We start from the raw sequence: 18,502 nt of genomic DNA, 5'->3' as shown, positions 1-18,502 counted from the left end.
CATTGGTATTATTGATTTTAAATAGCCCTCTACTAGGTTAGTTATGAAAAGAAGACGTTTTATACAATTGTCTACTGCCACTATTGCTACAGCTATGCTGCCATCTATTGCGGCAAAGTCTGCAGCTAAACGACCTGCTTTCGTGAACTTATTACCAGTAGAAAAACTAGCCACAAAAACAACAAGTACTTGGTTAGGCAAATCTTTTTGGGGCAATCGCTTACAAGACTGGCGTTTACATAACGGCAAAATTGAATGTTTACGTCATGAAAAAAGCTTTGAAATTCGCACATTTTCCCTACTCACCCGAAGCTTAACCAATCAACATGCAGCTGGTCGTTTATCAGTAAACATAAACTCATTAACCCCAAACAAAGCAGGTTTTTGTGGTTTTTTGTTAGGCGTTGGTAATGGTGAATTGGATTATCGTGGTGCTGCTTTAGCTCAACGTGCTGCAGGGGTTGGCGGTGGCTTTATGGCAGTGATCAACCAAAACGGCGAATTATCTTTTCGTGATTTTTCAAATGCTGACAGACCTATGGCCTATGAAGTACTTGATCGCACAGGTACAGCCTCCATCGGTAAGATAACTGATCGTGAAATCACCCTTGATTGTCATATTGATCCTGTCGCTGAACATCGTTTTGACGTTCGCTTAATAGCAACAGACACTAAAACAGGAGAAGAGCTAGGCTTTGCGGTAAGAACACAAGTGCCTGCAGAAGAATTAACCGGAAGTATTTTATTACTTTCTTCGCCACCAACCAATAAAGACGGTGCTCGTTTTGCTTTTTCAAACATACAAACCGGTGGAGAAAAAATTGGCGTTCATCCAGATCGCGAATTAGGTCCTGTCATGGGCTGCTTGTACAGCTTAAATCGTAAAGTCTTAAAGCTTACGGCCCAATTCATGCCTATTGCGCTTGAACAACACAAACATGCCCGCTTAGAATATAAACAAACTAGCGAAAGTCAATGGCAGCATGGGCCAACAAGTGAAATTGAAGATGGCTTTGTGGCTTTATTTAGAATAAGCAATTGGCAGCCATCACAAAACTTTGATTATCGAATAGTCTTTCCTGAATCACCAAATGAGACTTTATTTTCAGGCGAAATAGTTAAAGATCACGGTAATGCTAAAGAGCTAAAAATAGCCTTGTATTCTTGTATTATTCCCACGTCAAAAAGTTTAGACGAGGCACATTATAAGCCACTGATCCCCCAAGAAAGGCTATTAGGTAGATATACTCAAGATAATATCCTGTTTCCACACAATAAATTAGTCAGCCACTGTGATGCCCACGCTCCTGATTTATATGTATTTTGTGGTGATCAATATTACGAAACCTACCCCACTCGTTATGGTAGCCATACGCCAGAAGCCAAGCTTGATACCTTATACCGTTGGTACTTGTGGTATTGGGCATTTAGAGATTCCGTTAAAAATCGTCCAACCATTATTCTTGCTGATGACCATGACGTGCTACAAGGCAACTTATGGGGTAATTCAGGTAAAGATTCAGGCACCATGAAAGAAGCTGATGGCGGTTATAAATGGGATAAAGATCTAGTAAGAATGGTCTACCGCATTGAACATGGCCATAATCCAGACGCTTATGATCCAACGCCAATCGCCCATAATATTCCGGTAACTTATGGCAGTTTTGTTTATGGAGGTGTCAGTTTCGCCATTATTGAAGATAGAAAATTTAAAAGCACTCCTAATTACAAAATAAGCCCTAAAAAAGCCAAAGGTGAACTGCTAGGTAAACGCCAAGAAGAATTTTTAGCCGCTTGGGCAGATATGGACAAAGGTTTACCTAAAATATGCATTACGGCATCAATTTGGGGTTCACCGCAAACAAAACCTGATGGTAAACCTTTAATAGATCATGATTCTAACGGCTACCCTGCCGATGGCCGAACACGTGCCGTTCAATTAGTTAAAAATGCCAATGCCTTAGTACTCGCAGGCGACCAACATTTAGGAATGGTGGCACAACAAGGTATTGAACAATATGATGACGGTGCGTTATTTTTTGCAGGCCCTGCTGCGGCAGCATTCTGGCAGCGCTGGTTTGAAGGGTTGGGGAAATTAACTAATCAACTAAACAATGACCCAAACACAGGTGATTTTATTGATTCATTCGGCAATAAAATGCGCGTATTAGCAGTTGCAAATCCTAAATTAAGCCACGCTGAATTCCAAAAAAGTAATACCAAATGGGGCAAGTTTATTGCTGATCCAAACTTAAAAAGTGAGGGTTATGGCATCGTAAAAGTGAACCATAAAAAACAACAATATGTTTTAGAATGTTGGCCTTGGCAAGCATCACCTGATACCGATAAACAATTTGCTGGTTGGCCATATATTCATCCATTTAACCTAAAAAATAGTTAACAGCTCCCCCGATGATCGTACTTAAGCATTGTTTCTTCCAAGAGCCATGTTTAAGTACGGTCTTTTTATTAGGAGCACTAAGATCATTAAAACAACGATCAACCCACAACAATTTATAGCTAATAAAACATAACCTATTAAATAAACAGTCAATCAGACTAAAACATATGTATAAATAGCTAAAACGAGGTATTAATAATGTTTATATCAAGGAAAAAGTCTGCAGTATCTTTATTTATTACATCATGTTTAACCTTGGCTGGCTGTGCGCACTCAGACAAGGTTATTGATGTAAACACAGCCAACCCAAACCTACCGTCCTTTGTAACCTTCAATGATGTCACACCTGACGGCAAGCGCTGGCAAAAAGTTGAAGCTATGTCAGATGAATTTAACGAATGGGACAATAAAAAATGGTTTAAACCCCTTTGGAATTATGGTGATACGCCAGTCAACATGAAGGCTAAAAACGCTGGGGTTAGTGATGGTAACTTATGGATCAAAGCAACACTAGATGAGACTAACGCCACGCGATGGTTTGAAACTTCTCGAGTACAATCGCGTGGTAAAATTATTTTCCCGGTTTATGTCGAAAGCCGCATCAAAGCGTCAAATATTTCAGCATACAATACCTTTTGGTTAAATAATGGTAATTCTGAGAATAGAGACGAAATTGATATTATCGAAAATAACGCAAATCCAAGTTATCGCGATCCTAATGGAAAATGGGATTACGCCAATTACCCTTGGGAGATGCATTCACAATATTTTATTGTTAAAGATAGTGTTGTTGAACGTGGCGGTGATGATAATCCTTCCGACAACCGCTCTGATCTTTCCACTGAAAATACCCTAAATAACGTCAAATGGAATGATGCATATCATGTCTTTGGTGCCTGGTGGAAAGACGAACATACCGTGCAATTTTATTTAAATGGTGAAGCGGTTAATAGCGTTACTTCAACACAAGCGTTTACCTTAGAACAAAACATCATTTGGGATTTATGGACGCAAGATTCTGCTTGGGTTGGTGGCTTACCTGCTAAAAATGATTTGTTGGATGATAACAACAATACCATGTATATCGATTGGGTACGCACCTGGCAACTGGTTGATAAGTAAACATCAAAAAGCCTGCTATAAACGGGTTGTAATTAATATTTCAACCCGTTAAATATTCACTAAATATCAATAATAATCATTACCTTACCTAACAAACCAAGTCTAACCACTCATAATTGTTTATTTTATATTGTTAACAATGGTAAGATTTAAGCTAGTTTCCATCAAGTTTAATAACATTAATATTCACTCGTAAAGTAAGTCGCCTATCAAATATAACAACAACGGCTAAATACTTAACATCGGGCATAAGAGAGGTAAGAAAATGAATATTCCCAGTAAAAAGTCAGCTATTTCAGTTGTGGTGGCTACCTGTTTGAGTTTAACTATTTCCGCTTGCGGTGGTGGCGGTTCATCGACGCCTACTCCGACACCTACTCCAACGCCGACGCCGACGCCTACTCCAACGCCGACACCTACTCCAACACCTACTCCAACGCCTACTCCAACGCCGACGCCGACACCTACTCCAACGCCGACGCCTACTCCAACGCCGACGCCTACTCCAACGCCGACGCCTACTCCGACGCCGACGCCGACTCCAACGCCGACACCTACTCCAACGCCGACGCCTACTCCAGTAGATACCATTAGCGTTAGCGGTAATTTTATTTTAGAAGCTGAAGATTTTCACGCGCAAGGTGGCGACGGTATAGATACCGGAGATGCTGACGGTGGCACTATTGTAAACTATTTCAATGCTGGCGATTATATCGAATTTAATATTGATATCGATAAAGGAGGTTTATATCAAGTTACTTATCGCATGGCATCGCCAACTGAAGATCCTATAGCAGAATTACTCGTAACTAACTATGCTGGTGATGGCTTAATATCGGTTGATAGAACACCTGTATCAACCAGTGATTGGGGGATTTATAACGACTTTATAAGTACCAACCAATTTAATATTTGGTCTGCCGGTATTCATACCATTCGACTACTAGGTGGTGGCTCATCTACTTGGCAATTTAATACCAATTATTTAAGCTTTGAACGCATTGGTGACATAGATAACAATGTCGATTCAGATGGCGATGGCGTAACCGATATAAACGATTTATGCTCTAACACTGAAAGCGGTGCCACGGTTGATGCTAATGGCTGCTCAGCAAATCAACTTGCTCAATCAGACAGCGACAATGATGGTATATCTGATGCAGATGATTTATGTGCAAACACACCAAACAATGTTATCGCTAATAACACCGGATGCCCTCATTCAGGTAACGTTATCAATGTTAATACAGCTAACCCTACCCTACCGTCATTTTTAACCTTCGGTAATGTCACGCCTGACGGCAAGCGCTGGCAGAAAGTTGAAGAAATGTCTGACGAATTTAATGAATGGGACAGCTCCAAATGGTTTAAACCCCTTTGGAATTATGGTGATACTCCCGTTAACATGAAAGATAAAAACGCTGGGGTTAGTGATGGCAACTTGTGGATTAAAGCAACACTGGATGATTCTAACGACACGCAATGGTTTGAAACCTCTCGAGTACAATCTCGTGGTAAGATTATTTTCCCAGTTTATGTCGAAAGCCGCATCAAAGCGTCAAATATTTCAGCATACAATACCTTTTGGTTAAATAATGGTAATTCTGAAAATAGAGATGAAATCGATATTATCGAAAACAACGCGAATCCTAGCTATACCGTGAATAATGGCAAATGGCGTTATTCAGATTACCCTTGGGAGATGCATTCACAATACTTTATTGTTAAAGATAGTGTTGTTGAACGTGATGGAGACGATAACCCTTCCGACAATCGCTCTGATCTTTCCGCTCAAAATACCTTAAATAATGTTAAGTGGAATGAAGCATATCATGTCTTTGGTGCTTGGTGGAAAGATGAACATACCGTGCAATTCTACTTAAATGGTGAAGCGGTTAATAGTGTTACTTCAACACAAGCATTTACCTTAGAACAAAACATCATTTGGGATTTATGGACGCAAGACTCTGCTTGGGTTGGTGGCTTACCTGCTAAAAATGATTTGTTGGATAACAACAACAACACCATGTATATCGATTGGGTAAGAACATGGCAACTGGTTGACAAGTAAACCGAAAAATATCACTTAAAATGGGTGTGGACTCAATATCCACACCCTTTAAACTATTAATAAATATAATTGATAATCAGTACCTTACCGAAAAACAAAAAACCTAACAATTATAATTGTTTATTTTATATTGTTAACAATGTTAAGATTTAGAGTAATCGATATTAAATTTATATATTAATATTGCATTTACGCACTAATATTTACTCGAAAAATAAATAGCCGCACAAGCATAATAATATTGGCTAAACACTTAACATCGGGCATGAGAGAGGTAAGAAAATGAATGTTCCCAGTAATAAGTCAGCTATTGCAGTTGTAGTGGCTACCTGTTTAAGTTTAACGATTGCCGCTTGCGGCGGAGGTGGCGGTTCATCGACTCCGACACCTACTCCAACACCGACGCCTACTCCAACACCGACACCTACTCCAACGCCGACACCTACTCCAACGCCGACACCTACTCCAACGCCGACACCTACTCCAACGCCGACGCCTACTCCAACGCCGACAGGTATTCAAGTGGATATCAATTTTGATACCAAACACAGTGTTGGCGGTATTGATACTTTTGATCGTCAAAAATTCATTACTATTCATTCAAGTGCCGGCGAAAACGATTGGGGTGAAAATGATAGTCATAGCCGTGATGCGCCAAATGAAGATCCCAATTTAATGGTAAATTTTGTCACTAACAATGATGTTTATTTTGGCCGTGATACTGGCTCGATTGGTTGGGCCCTGCGGAATGTTGATGAAGATGGTTCAAAACCAGGCTTTGTTGACGAGAGCACAGCAACGGCTGTTGCTGGCAATTTCCGTTGGAACTATGCCAATAGTAGCGCGAAAAAACACAGTGATGCTCGTCTTCCTCACATTCAAGCACGCGCTTTAGACACAATTAAAGGCGGTCAGCAGCACCCTTATTGGCCTGAAGGCAAAACTATTAACGCATTAAGTGGCAATACCTGGGCGTTTTCTCAAGCTGATACTGCTGAAGAACCCTTAGGAACGGCAACAGGCCATTATATGGCACAGTATTTATCCAAGTTTTTTAAAAATAATGAGAATGAATCTTGGGAACCTAAGCCTAAATACTTCGAAATTATGAACGAACCATTATACGACTTAGCAACTGATCGTATTACTAATGGTATAAAAGATGATGATTATGTAGAACCAATAGACGTTTTTAAATTTCATAACACCACCACAGCTGAAATTCGTAAAATTGCTGAGAATGATGACATTCTAGTAGGCGGTTATACTGTCGCTTTCCCTGATTTTGATAAAGACAATTTCCAACGCTGGGAAGATAGAGATAAATTATTTATTGATACATCCGGTGCTCACATGGATTTTTATTCTATCCATTTATACGACTTCCCGTGTCTTGGTAATACCGAAAAGTATCGATCAGGCAGTAACATGGAAGCTACCATGGATATGATGGAAAACTATAGTCGTATCGCTCTTGGTGAAATGAAACCGTATGTTATTTCAGAATACGGCGCCGCAAGTCATTGTGAAAGAAGCCTTGGCTGGACACCGAAGAAAGATACTTTAGTAATGCGTGCGACCAATAAAATGCTAATGAGCTTTTTAGAGCGCCCTGATGTTATTGCTAAAACAATTCCATTCATTGTAGTAAAAGCTGAATGGGGTAGAACAACCAAAAAAATTAATGGTGTCGATACATCCATTCCATACGGCCCGCGCTTAATGGTGCAAAAATTTGAACGTACTGGCGTAAGCTCTGAAACCGAATGGGTTTATTCAGATATAGAGTTATTTTATAACTTATGGTCAGAAGTTAATGGTACCCGCGTAGATACTTGGTCTTCTGATCTAGATATTCAAGTTGACGCTTATGTAGACGGCGACGATGCTTATATTATTTTAAATAACTTAGAATTTGATGAAGCGGAAATTAATTTAAATGCTTTTGGTATTGATACCGCGAATATTACCGCAGTAAATATCAAACATTTAAAAACTGACAATTGGACAACCTCACTTGATGAAACCAACCCAAGCACTTTACCTGATTCAGTCATGCTTGATGGTGAAGGCACTATGATCATTAAAGTCACTTACAATAGTGACATCTCTGTTAATGAAACTAACAACGAAACTAAATATTATTCTAGCGACTTTAAACAAGCGATCACCGCTAATACCGCGATTACCTTTGATATTAACGATGTCACTATAGGCACAAATGGTGAAGCGGTTTTACGTTTAGGTATTGGCCGCGACCATGGTAAATCTTTAACACCAACCGTTATGGTAAATAATAACGCTGTTACCGTTCCTGTTGATTTTAGAGGTTATGATCAAAAAACAGGAAATGTACATCCAGGCCGAGATAATTATTTTGGTGTTATCGAAATTCCAGTCGCGTTATCAGCACTACAAACAGATAACACAATCAGTATTGAGTTTTCTGATACCGGCGGTTTTGTCTCTACTGCCGCGCTACAGGTATTTAATACCAGTAAGTCGTTAACCCGAACAGGAAAATAACAACATAACAGCCGTTGAGTTTTACGCCAGTGAACAAAGTAAAACTCAACTTTTAACGTTGTAGTTTGTTATAGCAACTACAATACAGATAACCAGAAGCATAAAAATTAACAATATAATGTCTAACTCACAACCCACTTATTTCAAGCTAAAACAGCTTATTAGTTTAAGTGAGTACAGCTTACCCGTACTTAAATTGTGAAATAATTATAAATTCGAGAAGGTTAAAATGAATAATCATATTACACGCCGCAATGCCTTAAAACTTGCCGTAGCTGGAGCAACAACTAGTGTTATTGCCTGTACGGCAACAAATAAAACTCAATCAGCACAAAATACGCCAAATAATAGCGATCGCATATTACAATCTCCTGTCACTGACACTTGGTCGAATACTCATGATCGTAGATTCTTAGGTGGAGAGTATTGGGCAAACCCAATGGAAAACTGGTCTATTGTGAATGGCGGTGCAGAATGTTCTGTTACCGGCGGTAATCGCAGTATCCACTCATTAACACATCAATTAGTTAATGCTCAAGGTACTTTCAATATTTCAGTAAGCCTACAAAAAACACAATTAGGTAGTAATGATGGTGGTGCTGCTATTCGTGTAGGTGTTAAAAGCGACTTAAATGAATACCGCAGTAACTGTTTTGAACAAAAAGGTTTTGATGCAGGTATTCTAAATAACGAACTGGTATTAGGTAAAAAACGCACAGCGATTAATACAACCATTAAGCAAGAAAAAGTTACCTTAACTTTAACGGGTGAGCCTCGCCAAGGTGTTGTAGCATTAAAATTACAAGCGCATTTTACAGAAACTAAGCAATTAATTGGAGAACTAACTGATTTAGTATCAGCTGCTCAATTAATAGGTAATATTGCTGTTGTTAGTAACTTTAGTATGTCTGCTGATAAAGCAAATATTCCAAATGGTACCCGTTACCGTTTTGAAAATTGGCAATTACAAGGTAATGCGTTAAGTCATATCAACGAGCAAAAATTCGGTCCTATTTTATGGACCATGTACACCTTAAATGACACTCGTTCAAACGAAGGTTTTGTTTTAAAATTAAGCGCATTAACTGGCCCTATGGGGAAAGATGACAATCATAGCGTCGAATTACAAATTAATAAGCATGGCGTTTGGCAAAAAATCGCCACCGCCCAACTTGATCCTCATGCATGGCAAGCAACTTTTCGCATCGCGAATTGGAATGAAAAAGACAATCACGAATTTCGTGTTATCTACAATGAAAAACATCGCGATGGCAGCATCACGCCAGATATTTACACAGGTAAAATTCGCGCTAACCCTGAAGGTAGAGACCTTCGTATGGCAGGATTAACTTGTCAAAACGATTACGCTTTCCCATATGCTCCTGTTGCTGAAAACGTGGTAAAAATGGATCCAGATTTAGTGTACTTTTCTGGCGATCAAATTTATGAAAACCACGGCGGTTACGGTGTTATTCACTCGCCAGCAGCACCCGCAATTTTAAACTATTTACGTAAATATTATCAGTTTGGTTGGTCGTTCCGCGAAACAATGCGTAATGCCCCAACAGTTTGTTTACCTGATGACCATGATATTTTGCAAGGTAACCTTTGGGGAGATGGCGGTATAGCCATGAGTGATGAAGCGATTGCTTCGGGTAGAACAGACAATGCTGGCGGTTATATTTGCCCAACTGAATTATTAAATGTTGTTCATAAAACTCATACCGCTCATCACCCAGAACCTTACGATAAAACACCGTCGGCACGTGATGTCAGTGTTTATTATACCGATATGGTCTACGGTAATGTTGGCTTTGCCATTATTGCTGATCGCCAATGGAAAAGTGGCCCACAACATTTAAATATAGATGTAGGTGTTACGGGTGAAGGTGAAGATCCAACCTTTATTAACCCAGCGTTTGACCGTGAAGATTTACAGCTTTTAGGTAAACGCCAAGAAGATTTCTTAGCACAATGGGCAAAAGACTGGCGTGGTCACTCACTTAAAGCAATACTCAGCCAAACGGTACTAGCAGCAATGTGTACACACCAACCGAACCCTAACAAATACTTAAAGTACGACTTTGACAGTGGCAGCTGGCCAGCGACCGCACGTAACCGTGCCGTCGATATTATGCGTGAGTCAAAAGCATTACATATTTGTGGTGACACCCATTTAGGGACACTTTCTCAATATGGGGTAAATCAACAACGTGACAGTAACTGGGCATTTTGTACGCCAGCCATTGCTGCTGGTTGGCCAAGATGGTGGAAGCCTGATCAAGTAGGATTACCTATGCGTAACCGCCCTTCACATGGCTTATCACAAACGGGTGAATACTTGGATAGTTTTGGTAACAAAGTTTATGTCTATGCTGTTGGTAACCCTGTTGTGGGTAAATCAGGTAACCGATACATCAAAGCTCATGAAAAAGGCAGCGGTTTTGGCTTTATTACCTTTGATACCAAAGCAAAAACCTACACTGTTGAAGCTTTCCGCTTTTTGGTTGACGTCAGTGACAATAAACCAGAGAACCAATATCCTGGCTGGCCTGTCACTATACAACAAGATGAGAATATCGGTAAAAACCTCATAAGTTAATCAGTTACAACAATAATAAGCCAAATGTAACTTAATGCATTTGGCTTTATTTTCCAGATAAAAAAGTGAACCCTCATGACAATGAATAACATTATGAACAAAGCAAAATACGGGGCTATTTTAAGTGCTTGTCTTATCACCAGTGGCTGCTTTTCTGATAAAACAACACCAGCCGCAACACAAAAGACGCCTAGTGACCAAGAAACACTTGTTACCTTATATGATTTCGAAAATAACAGCGTACCTGAAAGTATCAAACTTAATCATGCTTCAGCTGATTTTGTCACTTCAGGTATCGGCTTAACTGAAGGTGATAAAGCCTTAAGAGTAAAGTTTAATGCCGCCGGCAAGGCATATAGCGGCTTAAGTATTGAGCCTAAAAATCCTTGGGATTGGAGCGAATACAGTGATTTTAACATCGCCTTTGATATTGCTAACCAAGGTGACGTTTCAACTAACTTACGACTGATGGTTTTTGATATTAATGGTAAAAACTTTACCCGTAGTATTTCTATTCCTGTTGGCAAGTCAAAAACATATTATGCCTTATTGAATGGCCACGACTTAGAAAGCCCAGACTCAGGTTTAAGTGATTATCAAGAGCTTAATTTAAGCTCAGGTTTACGTTCAAATCCAGCAACATGGCAGTCAGATGATGTCGCATTTGTGCAAATGTGGGGAACCAAAAACCTTAATTTAAAAGGCATAACAAAGATCAATCTAACGCTTGAACAGAATTTAAGTGACAAAGAAATTACCATTGATAACATTCGCTTACGCCAAAATCCTAAAATGGATCCTAACTACCTAACCAATATCGTCGATAAATTTGGTCAAGCAGCAAAAATGGACTTTCCAGAGAAAATTCATTCTGAAGCAGAATTATTCGCTAAACGTGATCAAGAATTAGAAACAATTGCTGGTGGTGAGCTAATGCCAGATCGTTCAAGATTTGGTGGCTGGAAACTAGGTCCTAAACTGGAAGCTACTGGGTACTTTAGAACGGAAAAAGTGGGTAATAAATGGTCACTTGTTGATCCTGACGGTTATTTATTTTTCACCTCAGGGATAGCCAATGTTCGTATGTCAAACAGTACTACGGTAACTGGCTACGATTTTGCAAAAGAAACCATTAAACAACGCAGTGCAGACGACTTAACGCCTGAAGATTCAGAAGGTTTAAACCCACCAACACCTGAAGCAATACCAACTCGTCATGTGGTTTCAGAAGTCCGTAAAAACATGTTTGAATGGTTACCTGATTATACCGATCCGCTAGCCAGTAGTTATGGCTATCGCCGTGAAGTACATTCGGGCCCAGTAAAACATGGTGAAGTATTTAGCTTTTACATGGCCAACTTAGAGCGTAAATATGGCGAAACCACACCATATTCATATATTGAGAACTGGCGTGATGTAACCTTAGATAGAATGCGCAATTGGGGGTTTACTTCTTTCGGTAACTGGGTTGATCCTGTTTATTACGACAACCAAAAAATGCCATACTTTGCGAATGGTTGGATCATTGGCGATTATAAAACAGTATCAAGTGGCAATGATTTCTGGGGTCCATTACCTGACGTATTTGATCCTAAGTTTACCGAACGAGCGGATATCACCATCAAACAAATTTATGATGAAACCAAAGGTAGCCCTTGGTGTGTCGGTATTTTTGTTGATAATGAAAAAAGTTGGGGTAAGCCTGGCAACCCTAAAACAGAGTTAGGTATTGTTATCAATACATTGACCCGCCATGGTAATGAAAGCCCAACTAAAAATATGTTTACTGAACAAATGAAAGCCAAATATGGCGATATCAGCAAACTAAACCAAGCGTGGCAATTATCTTTAGCTTCATGGGATGCTTTCCAAGCAGGTGGCTTTGACAGCGCTCCATCTAATGCTAACCGCATTGAAGATTATGAATTTTTATTATATCAATATGCTAAGCAATATTTTGCGGTAGTTAACGGTGCTTTAGATAAGTACATGCCAAACCATTTGTATATGGGTGTGCGTTTTGCCGGTTGGGGTATGCCCAAGGCAGTTGTGAAAGCAGCAGCTGAGTACATTGATGTTATGAGTGTGAATGTATATAAGCATGGTTTAACACCAGCAACATCGAAATTTATTGAAGATCTCGATATGCCAGCGGTTATTGGTGAGTTTCATATGGGTACGACCGCTTCAGGCTTTTTCCACCCTGGCTTAGTAGCGGCATCAAGCCAAGAAGATCGCGCTCGTATGTACGTTGAATTTATGAACTCAGTCATCGACAATAACTACTTTGTTGGTGCTCATTGGTTCCAATACTTAGACTCACCAATTACGGGTCGCGCTTATGATGGTGAAAACTATAATATTGGTTTTGTTTCAGTCACCGATACACCATACCAAGCAATGATTGATGCCGCAAAAAAAATGCACGCGGGATTATATCCACGACGCTTTAGTGAACTAGCAACTAAAAAAGACTAGTTAGTAATACAATGGTAGAAGTAAGAGGAGCAAACATTGCTCCTCTTATTATTAATTAAATAACCTAAGAACTGGATCAGGATTGAACTTATAAACCACCTCAATATTAGAAATTTCAACTAAAGACAATTTGAAATTAAAAAAGATGGAAAGATAAATAATAAAGTCGCGGCTATAACTCGGTTTCAATATTTATAAACGGATTTTGACGTAAACGCTCTACCGCTATATCTATAAATGAGCGTACCTTTGCATTCGCTCGCCGACCTTCAATATTTACAACATTAACCGGTAGAGGCTCTTCTTCGTAACCAGTCAATACCGCCTTTAGAGTTCCCTTTTCTAGCTCCTCCCCAACCTGATACGACATCAAGCGAGTAATCCCACGGCCTTCAATTGCAGCTTGTAATGCTGCGGCATTTTGATTACACATTAATCTGGGGCTAAGTTTTATCAGTTCTTTTTTTCCGCCATTCTGAAATTGCCAGGTTGTGGTGCTTTCGAAGGTGGCAGGAAAAATCAAATCATGTTCAAGTAAATCCTCTGGGTATTTAGGCACGCCGCGTTTCTTAAAATAAGCGGGAGAGGCACAGACAATACGTCGAACAGTACCAACCTGAGTTGCGTACAAGTTTGAATCTTTTAAATGGCCAATGCGAATAGCGACATCGAGATCCTCTTCTAGCAAGCTTGTGACCCTATCGTAAAACATCGCTTTCACACTGACCTCTGAGTACAGCCCTAAATATTCGTTAACAATAGGCATCACATGCTTCTGACCAAACAACACCGGCGCGGTTACTGTCAGTGTTCCCGAGGGAGTACTGTAAACCCCTGCTGCCGAAGCTTCGGCCTCTTCCAAATCTTCAATAATACGTTGCATATCATTAAAAAAACGCGAGCCCGATTCCGTCAAACGCACCAAGCGAGTTGTGCGATTAAACAGCTTGATCCGCAAGCGTCCTTCTAACTCTGCAATCGCTCGCGTTGCAGTAGGTGCCGACATCCCAAGGGCATCGGCTGCAGAAGAAAAGCTTTGTTGTTTTGCGACTTCAATAAACACTTTAATGGTTTGTAATTTATCCAAAACGGCTCCCCTATTTAGTCAACTCCAGCAAATTATTTCATATAAAATAAATATTAATTCTAGAAAAAACAATTATTTCACAAGAGTACACTCATAAACTTTTCTTAACCTGTCAATCACTAACATTCAGGCCTTCTTCTGTAAAAGACTGGATTTTGAAAATTACACATGGAAAACAAACGTTCTGACACGACTTTAAAGATATAAAAATCGCTAGACAATAACATTATTTCACATAACGAAACAATAAATTTCAACATCACCCAATTATTTCTAGATATTGAAGGCTTATAGTGAACCCATGTTAAACACTTAGCTAAAAACATACCTAACGGAGAACACAACATGTCACGCATCAATACCCCAAAAAATATCCAAGAAGCACCCGCGGCCGCTCAGCCTTTACTCGAAGCGGTAAATAAGCAATTAGGAAGTGTGCCTAATCTGTTCCGCATTACCAGCAACAGCCCGCAAACACTAGAGGGTTACTTGTCACTCAATAGCGCACTGGCTAAAGGTACACTGCCTGAGGCAACACGGGAGCGCATTGCTTTAGCGGTTGCCGAAATCAATGGCTGTGACTACTGCCTCGCGGCTCATAATTACTTGGGCCAAAATTTAGCAAAATTAAGCCGCGAAGAAATTAGCGTTAACCGACGCGGTAGTTCACTCGATGGTAAAGCCGCTTCCGCTGTAAAATTCGCCGCAACGCTCGTTCTACAACGCGGAAAAACTTCAAAAGCCGATTTTGATGCAGTTCGTGCAGCGGGCTACAGCGACGCGCAAATTATTGAAATCGTCGGCCATGTGGCCTTAAATACTCTAACCAATTATCTCAATGAAACACTTGAAACCATCGTGGACTTTCCCAGTATCGATGCAATAAGCGCCGCTTAATTTACCAACGAGCCGCCATATAGGCGGCACCCACTACGCATTAAAAGATAGGAGTTATTATGTCACGACCACCATTACCCCCATTTAACGAAGCAACTGCCAAACAAAAAATTCGCTTGGCCGAAGATGGCTGGAACAGCCGAGATCCACACAAGGTTGCACAGGCCTATACCGTAGATTGCCCATGGCGCAATCGCGCTGAATTTATTACTGGGCGCGAGCAAATTGAAGCGCTTCTGACACGCAAGTGGACCCGCGAATTAGATTACCGTTTAGTGAAAGAATTGTGGGCTTATACCGAAAACCGCATTGCCGTACGTTTTGCTTATGAGTTTCGTGATGACTCGGGCCAGTGGTTCCGTGCTTATGGTAACGAAAATTGGGAATTCAACGCTGAGGGTTTAATGCAGCGCCGTATCGCCAGCATTAATGAGCATGTGATTGACGAGCAAGACCGCTTGTTTCATTGGCCACTGGGTCGACGCCCCGATAGCCACCCCGGCTTAACCGAACTTGGTCTTTAAGTTTATTTAAATTCGAAAATTTATATTTACCTATTATGGAAGTTATCATGAACACAAAATTCGCCGCCCAAAATGCGCCTATTAAACTGTACCGCAATCCGCTCTCAGGTCACTGCCACCGTGTTGAGCTGATGCTGTCATTATTAGACCTCCCCTACGAAACCATCGACCTAGACATGGCCAATAGCGCTCATAAAGCACCTGACTATTTAAAAATTAGCCCTTTTGGTCAAGTACCCGCTATCGATGACAATGGTTTTACGTTGGCGGACTCCAACGCCATCATTACTTATTTAGAAAAGAAATATAACGATAGTTACGATTGGTATCCGCAAGATCCTGTTAAGGCAGCTGAAGTACAACGTTGGCTATCGGTTGCAGCAGGTGAAATTGCCTACGGGCCTTGCGCCGTACGCCTGGTAAAAGTGTTTGGTGTCGATCTTGATTACGATGTCGCCAAGAAAAAAACCGAGGCATTGTTTGCCGTTATCGAGCTGCTTTTAAAGACTCGCCCTTATCTTGCGGGTGAGGCCATCACACTCGCTGATGTAGCTGGTTACAGTTATATCTCCCACGTGCCAGAAGGCGGCGTGAGTTTGCAACCGTATCCTGCGATTCGTGCCTGGCTTGAGCGTATTGAAGCACACCCACGTTTTGTGGGCATGAAGCGCACACCTGTGCCTGCGCACTAATATTGTATTGTCATTATTTTTTCGCAAACGATCAGGACACGACCATGAATCAGCTACCATCTTCTCAGTTTCACAATGGCGAGATTGCCGTCCAGCAACGTTTAGGCGTGGCTGACATGGTCGCACAATATAGCGAAGGGTTTATTCGCCCCGCAATGCCTGATCAGCATCGCGAATTTTTTTCGAATTTACCCATGGTGGTGGTTGGTATTACCGATCACGATGGTTACCCCTGGGCCTTGCCTTTATTTGGCCAGCCCGGTTTTATTCAATCACCCAATGCAAAAACACTGGAAATTTCAAGCTCACCGGTACTGGCAGATATACTAAAACTCAATTTTAACGAAAATCAAAAAATAGGTTTTCTGGGTATAGAGTTACACACACGCCGCCGTAATCGTATGAATGGCATGATTGTAACAATAGACCAAGTTGGCTTTTCAATTAGCGTTGATCAGAGTTTTGGTAATTGCCCGCAGTATATCCAAAAACGCGAATTGACTTGGACTGATGACCCCCATACCTATTTCGATACCAAAGATCTTTGCTTGGTGTATGCACTCGATTCACGCAGCACAGATTTAATTGAATCGACAGATACTTTTTTTATCGCCTCTCGAACCAAGATATTTTCAAGCAATGAGCGCAGTGGTATTGATGTTTCTCATCGCGGTGGTAAGCCTGGCTTTATTAAAGTTGAAGGCGACACCTTGTACTTCCCCGATTTTAGCGGAAACCGTTTTTTTAATACCTTAGGCAACATTCAATCTGATGGACGAGTCGGTTTATATTTTCCAGATCATGCCACGGGTAACGCGGTATTTATTTCGGGTGATGCACAAATTCTTTGGGATGCCGAGAGCGCAGCTGAATTTGAGGGCGCCGAGCGTATTGTGTCGGTCAAAATTCGCAGCAGTCTTTTTATCGACAATTTTTTGCCTATGCGTGGCACTCTACAAGAGCTGTCGCCATCGTTAACACACACAGGCACTTGGCAAAAAAATCAAGCCGAGCACAATAGCGAAGGTCAGGCACAGTACCGCAAATTTACACTCACTCAAAAAGTTAAAGAAAGCCAAGATATCAGTTCTTTTTATTTTAGCCCTGCTGATGGCCAAGCACTAAGCACTTATACACCTGGGCAGTTTTTACCCATTCGCATTTGGCAAGAGGGTGCAGACACAGCCATTTTACGCAGCTATACGCTATCGCGCGCACCTGAAAAAAATGCCTATCGTATTTCGGTTAAACGCGAAGCAAAAGGCTTGGCATCGCGCATGTTGCACGACACATTTAACATTGGCGATAGCATTGAAGTTGGCCAGCCAGCCGGACAATTCACACTGGCCAACAATGATCACGCCATCGTTCTTTTATCCGGCGGTGTGGGTATTACGCCCATGCTTGCCATGTTGCACGGTTTAATTCGCGACATAGAACAAGGCGCCAAACCGCGCAAGGTTTGGTTTGTACACGGCACGCAACACTCAGCCAGCCATGCCTTTGCCGATGAACTTAACACATTGTCCAAACAACATGCTTGGCTGCAAGTACACACCGTGTATTCACAACCCAAACCCAACGATAAGCAGGGGCAAGACTACGACAGTTCCGGCAGAATATCGGTCGATTTACTTAAACAAATTTTGCCCTTTGATCACTTTGATTTTTATTTATGTGGCTCAGCGCCTTTTATGCGCTCGCTGTACGCAGGATTAAGCGCAACAGGTGTGGCTAAATCCAATATTTTTTATGAATTTTTTGGTGAAGGTTCAATTGAAGATAACAACATGGAACCTATACCAACCGCTGAACGCGCCGAAATACATTTTGCTAAAAGCAATATCACCGCCATCTGGACACCAGAGGAAGGCACTCTATTAGAGTTTGCCGAAAAACAAGGGTTAAAACCCATGTACAGCTGCCGCACGGGTAACTGCGGTGCCTGTAGTTGCAAAATAAATGCAGGAGATGTGAGCTATGCAAAACCCACCGCTTACACGGCCGAAAATGGTGCCGTATTAACCTGCAGTGCACGCCCTGCGGCCGGCACAAAAACCGTTGTCCTCGACCTTTAAAACACAACAATCAACTAATTATCT

11 protein-coding genes are annotated in these 18,502 nt (G+C 41.0%); 10 read left to right on the top strand and 1 reads right to left on the bottom strand.

Annotated elements, in window-relative coordinates; genetic code table 11:
- Positions 1 to 43: 43 nt before the first annotated feature.
- The 6 genes from ACSLUO_RS12340 to ACSLUO_RS12315 all read left to right on the top strand — a co-directional run bounded on the left by ACSLUO_RS12340 (position 44) and on the right by ACSLUO_RS12315 (position 13,200).
- Complete coding sequence (locus tag ACSLUO_RS12340; RefSeq protein WP_448248853.1) at positions 44 to 2,401, top strand: alkaline phosphatase D family protein; 2,358 nt, start codon at positions 44 to 46, stop codon at positions 2,399 to 2,401.
- A gap of 198 nt (positions 2,402 to 2,599) precedes the next feature.
- Positions 2,600 to 3,523, top strand: a complete 924-nt coding sequence (locus ACSLUO_RS12335; protein WP_448248851.1) for a LamG domain-containing protein — start codon at positions 2,600 to 2,602, stop codon at positions 3,521 to 3,523.
- A 265-nt stretch (positions 3,524 to 3,788) separates the two neighbouring features.
- Positions 3,789 to 5,594 (top strand): carbohydrate-binding protein, encoded by a 1,806-nt coding sequence (locus ACSLUO_RS12330; RefSeq protein WP_448248850.1) that lies wholly within the window; start codon positions 3,789 to 3,791, stop codon positions 5,592 to 5,594.
- A gap of 282 nt (positions 5,595 to 5,876) precedes the next feature.
- Positions 5,877 to 8,120 carry a hypothetical protein gene (locus ACSLUO_RS12325; RefSeq protein WP_448248848.1) on the top strand — a complete coding sequence of 748 codons (2,244 nt, stop codon included), beginning with the start codon at positions 5,877 to 5,879 and terminating at the stop codon, positions 8,118 to 8,120.
- Between the two features lie 229 nt (positions 8,121 to 8,349).
- Positions 8,350 to 10,722, top strand: a complete 2,373-nt coding sequence (locus ACSLUO_RS12320) for an alkaline phosphatase D family protein (protein WP_448248846.1) — start codon at positions 8,350 to 8,352, stop codon at positions 10,720 to 10,722.
- 75 nt (positions 10,723 to 10,797) lie between these two features.
- Entirely contained in the window at positions 10,798 to 13,200 is a 2,403-nt protein-coding gene (locus ACSLUO_RS12315; protein WP_448248844.1) for an agarase, read from the top strand.
- Positions 13,201 to 13,372: 172 nt separating this feature from the next.
- Here the strand turns inward: ACSLUO_RS12315 and ACSLUO_RS12310 are convergent, their stop codons facing one another.
- Positions 13,373 to 14,287 carry a LysR family transcriptional regulator gene (locus ACSLUO_RS12310; protein WP_448248843.1) on the bottom strand — a complete coding sequence of 305 codons (915 nt, stop codon included), beginning with the start codon at positions 14,285 to 14,287 and terminating at the stop codon, positions 13,373 to 13,375.
- A gap of 345 nt (positions 14,288 to 14,632) precedes the next feature.
- Between ACSLUO_RS12310 and ACSLUO_RS12305 the strand changes: the two genes are divergently transcribed.
- Genes ACSLUO_RS12305 through ACSLUO_RS12290 form a run of 4 tightly spaced genes read left to right on the top strand, consistent with a single transcriptional unit; the run spans position 14,633 to position 18,478 of the window.
- Positions 14,633 to 15,184: a carboxymuconolactone decarboxylase family protein gene (locus ACSLUO_RS12305; RefSeq protein WP_448248842.1), complete on the top strand. Its 552-nt coding sequence runs from the start codon at positions 14,633 to 14,635 to the stop codon at positions 15,182 to 15,184.
- Between the two features lie 56 nt (positions 15,185 to 15,240).
- On the top strand, positions 15,241 to 15,708 hold the full coding sequence (locus tag ACSLUO_RS12300; protein WP_448248962.1) for a nuclear transport factor 2 family protein: 468 nt from the start codon (positions 15,241 to 15,243) through the stop codon (positions 15,706 to 15,708).
- A gap of 47 nt (positions 15,709 to 15,755) precedes the next feature.
- Entirely contained in the window at positions 15,756 to 16,400 is a 645-nt protein-coding gene (locus ACSLUO_RS12295; protein ID WP_448248841.1) for a glutathione S-transferase family protein, read from the top strand.
- Positions 16,401 to 16,444: 44 nt separating this feature from the next.
- Positions 16,445 to 18,478: a 2Fe-2S iron-sulfur cluster-binding protein gene (locus ACSLUO_RS12290; RefSeq protein ID WP_448248840.1), complete on the top strand. Its 2,034-nt coding sequence runs from the start codon at positions 16,445 to 16,447 to the stop codon at positions 18,476 to 18,478.
- Positions 18,479 to 18,502 lie beyond the last annotated feature (24 nt).

Source organism: Thalassotalea agariperforans (assembly GCF_053470345.1).
Note: the sequence above shows the minus strand (reverse complement) of the source record. Positions and strands in the feature narration are given on the sequence as shown.

Coding starts and splice junctions, on each gene's coding strand:
- ACSLUO_RS12340 (WP_448248853.1), top strand. CDS start 44: ATGAAAAGAAGACGTTTTATACAATTGTCTACTGCCACTATTGCTACA.
- ACSLUO_RS12335 (WP_448248851.1), top strand. CDS start 2,600: ATGTTTATATCAAGGAAAAAGTCTGCAGTATCTTTATTTATTACATCA.
- ACSLUO_RS12330 (WP_448248850.1), top strand. CDS start 3,789: ATGAATATTCCCAGTAAAAAGTCAGCTATTTCAGTTGTGGTGGCTACC.
- ACSLUO_RS12325 (WP_448248848.1), top strand. CDS start 5,877: ATGAATGTTCCCAGTAATAAGTCAGCTATTGCAGTTGTAGTGGCTACC.
- ACSLUO_RS12320 (WP_448248846.1), top strand. CDS start 8,350: ATGAATAATCATATTACACGCCGCAATGCCTTAAAACTTGCCGTAGCT.
- ACSLUO_RS12315 (WP_448248844.1), top strand. CDS start 10,798: ATGACAATGAATAACATTATGAACAAAGCAAAATACGGGGCTATTTTA.
- ACSLUO_RS12305 (WP_448248842.1), top strand. CDS start 14,633: ATGTCACGCATCAATACCCCAAAAAATATCCAAGAAGCACCCGCGGCC.
- ACSLUO_RS12295 (WP_448248841.1), top strand. CDS start 15,756: ATGAACACAAAATTCGCCGCCCAAAATGCGCCTATTAAACTGTACCGC.
- ACSLUO_RS12290 (WP_448248840.1), top strand. CDS start 16,445: ATGAATCAGCTACCATCTTCTCAGTTTCACAATGGCGAGATTGCCGTC.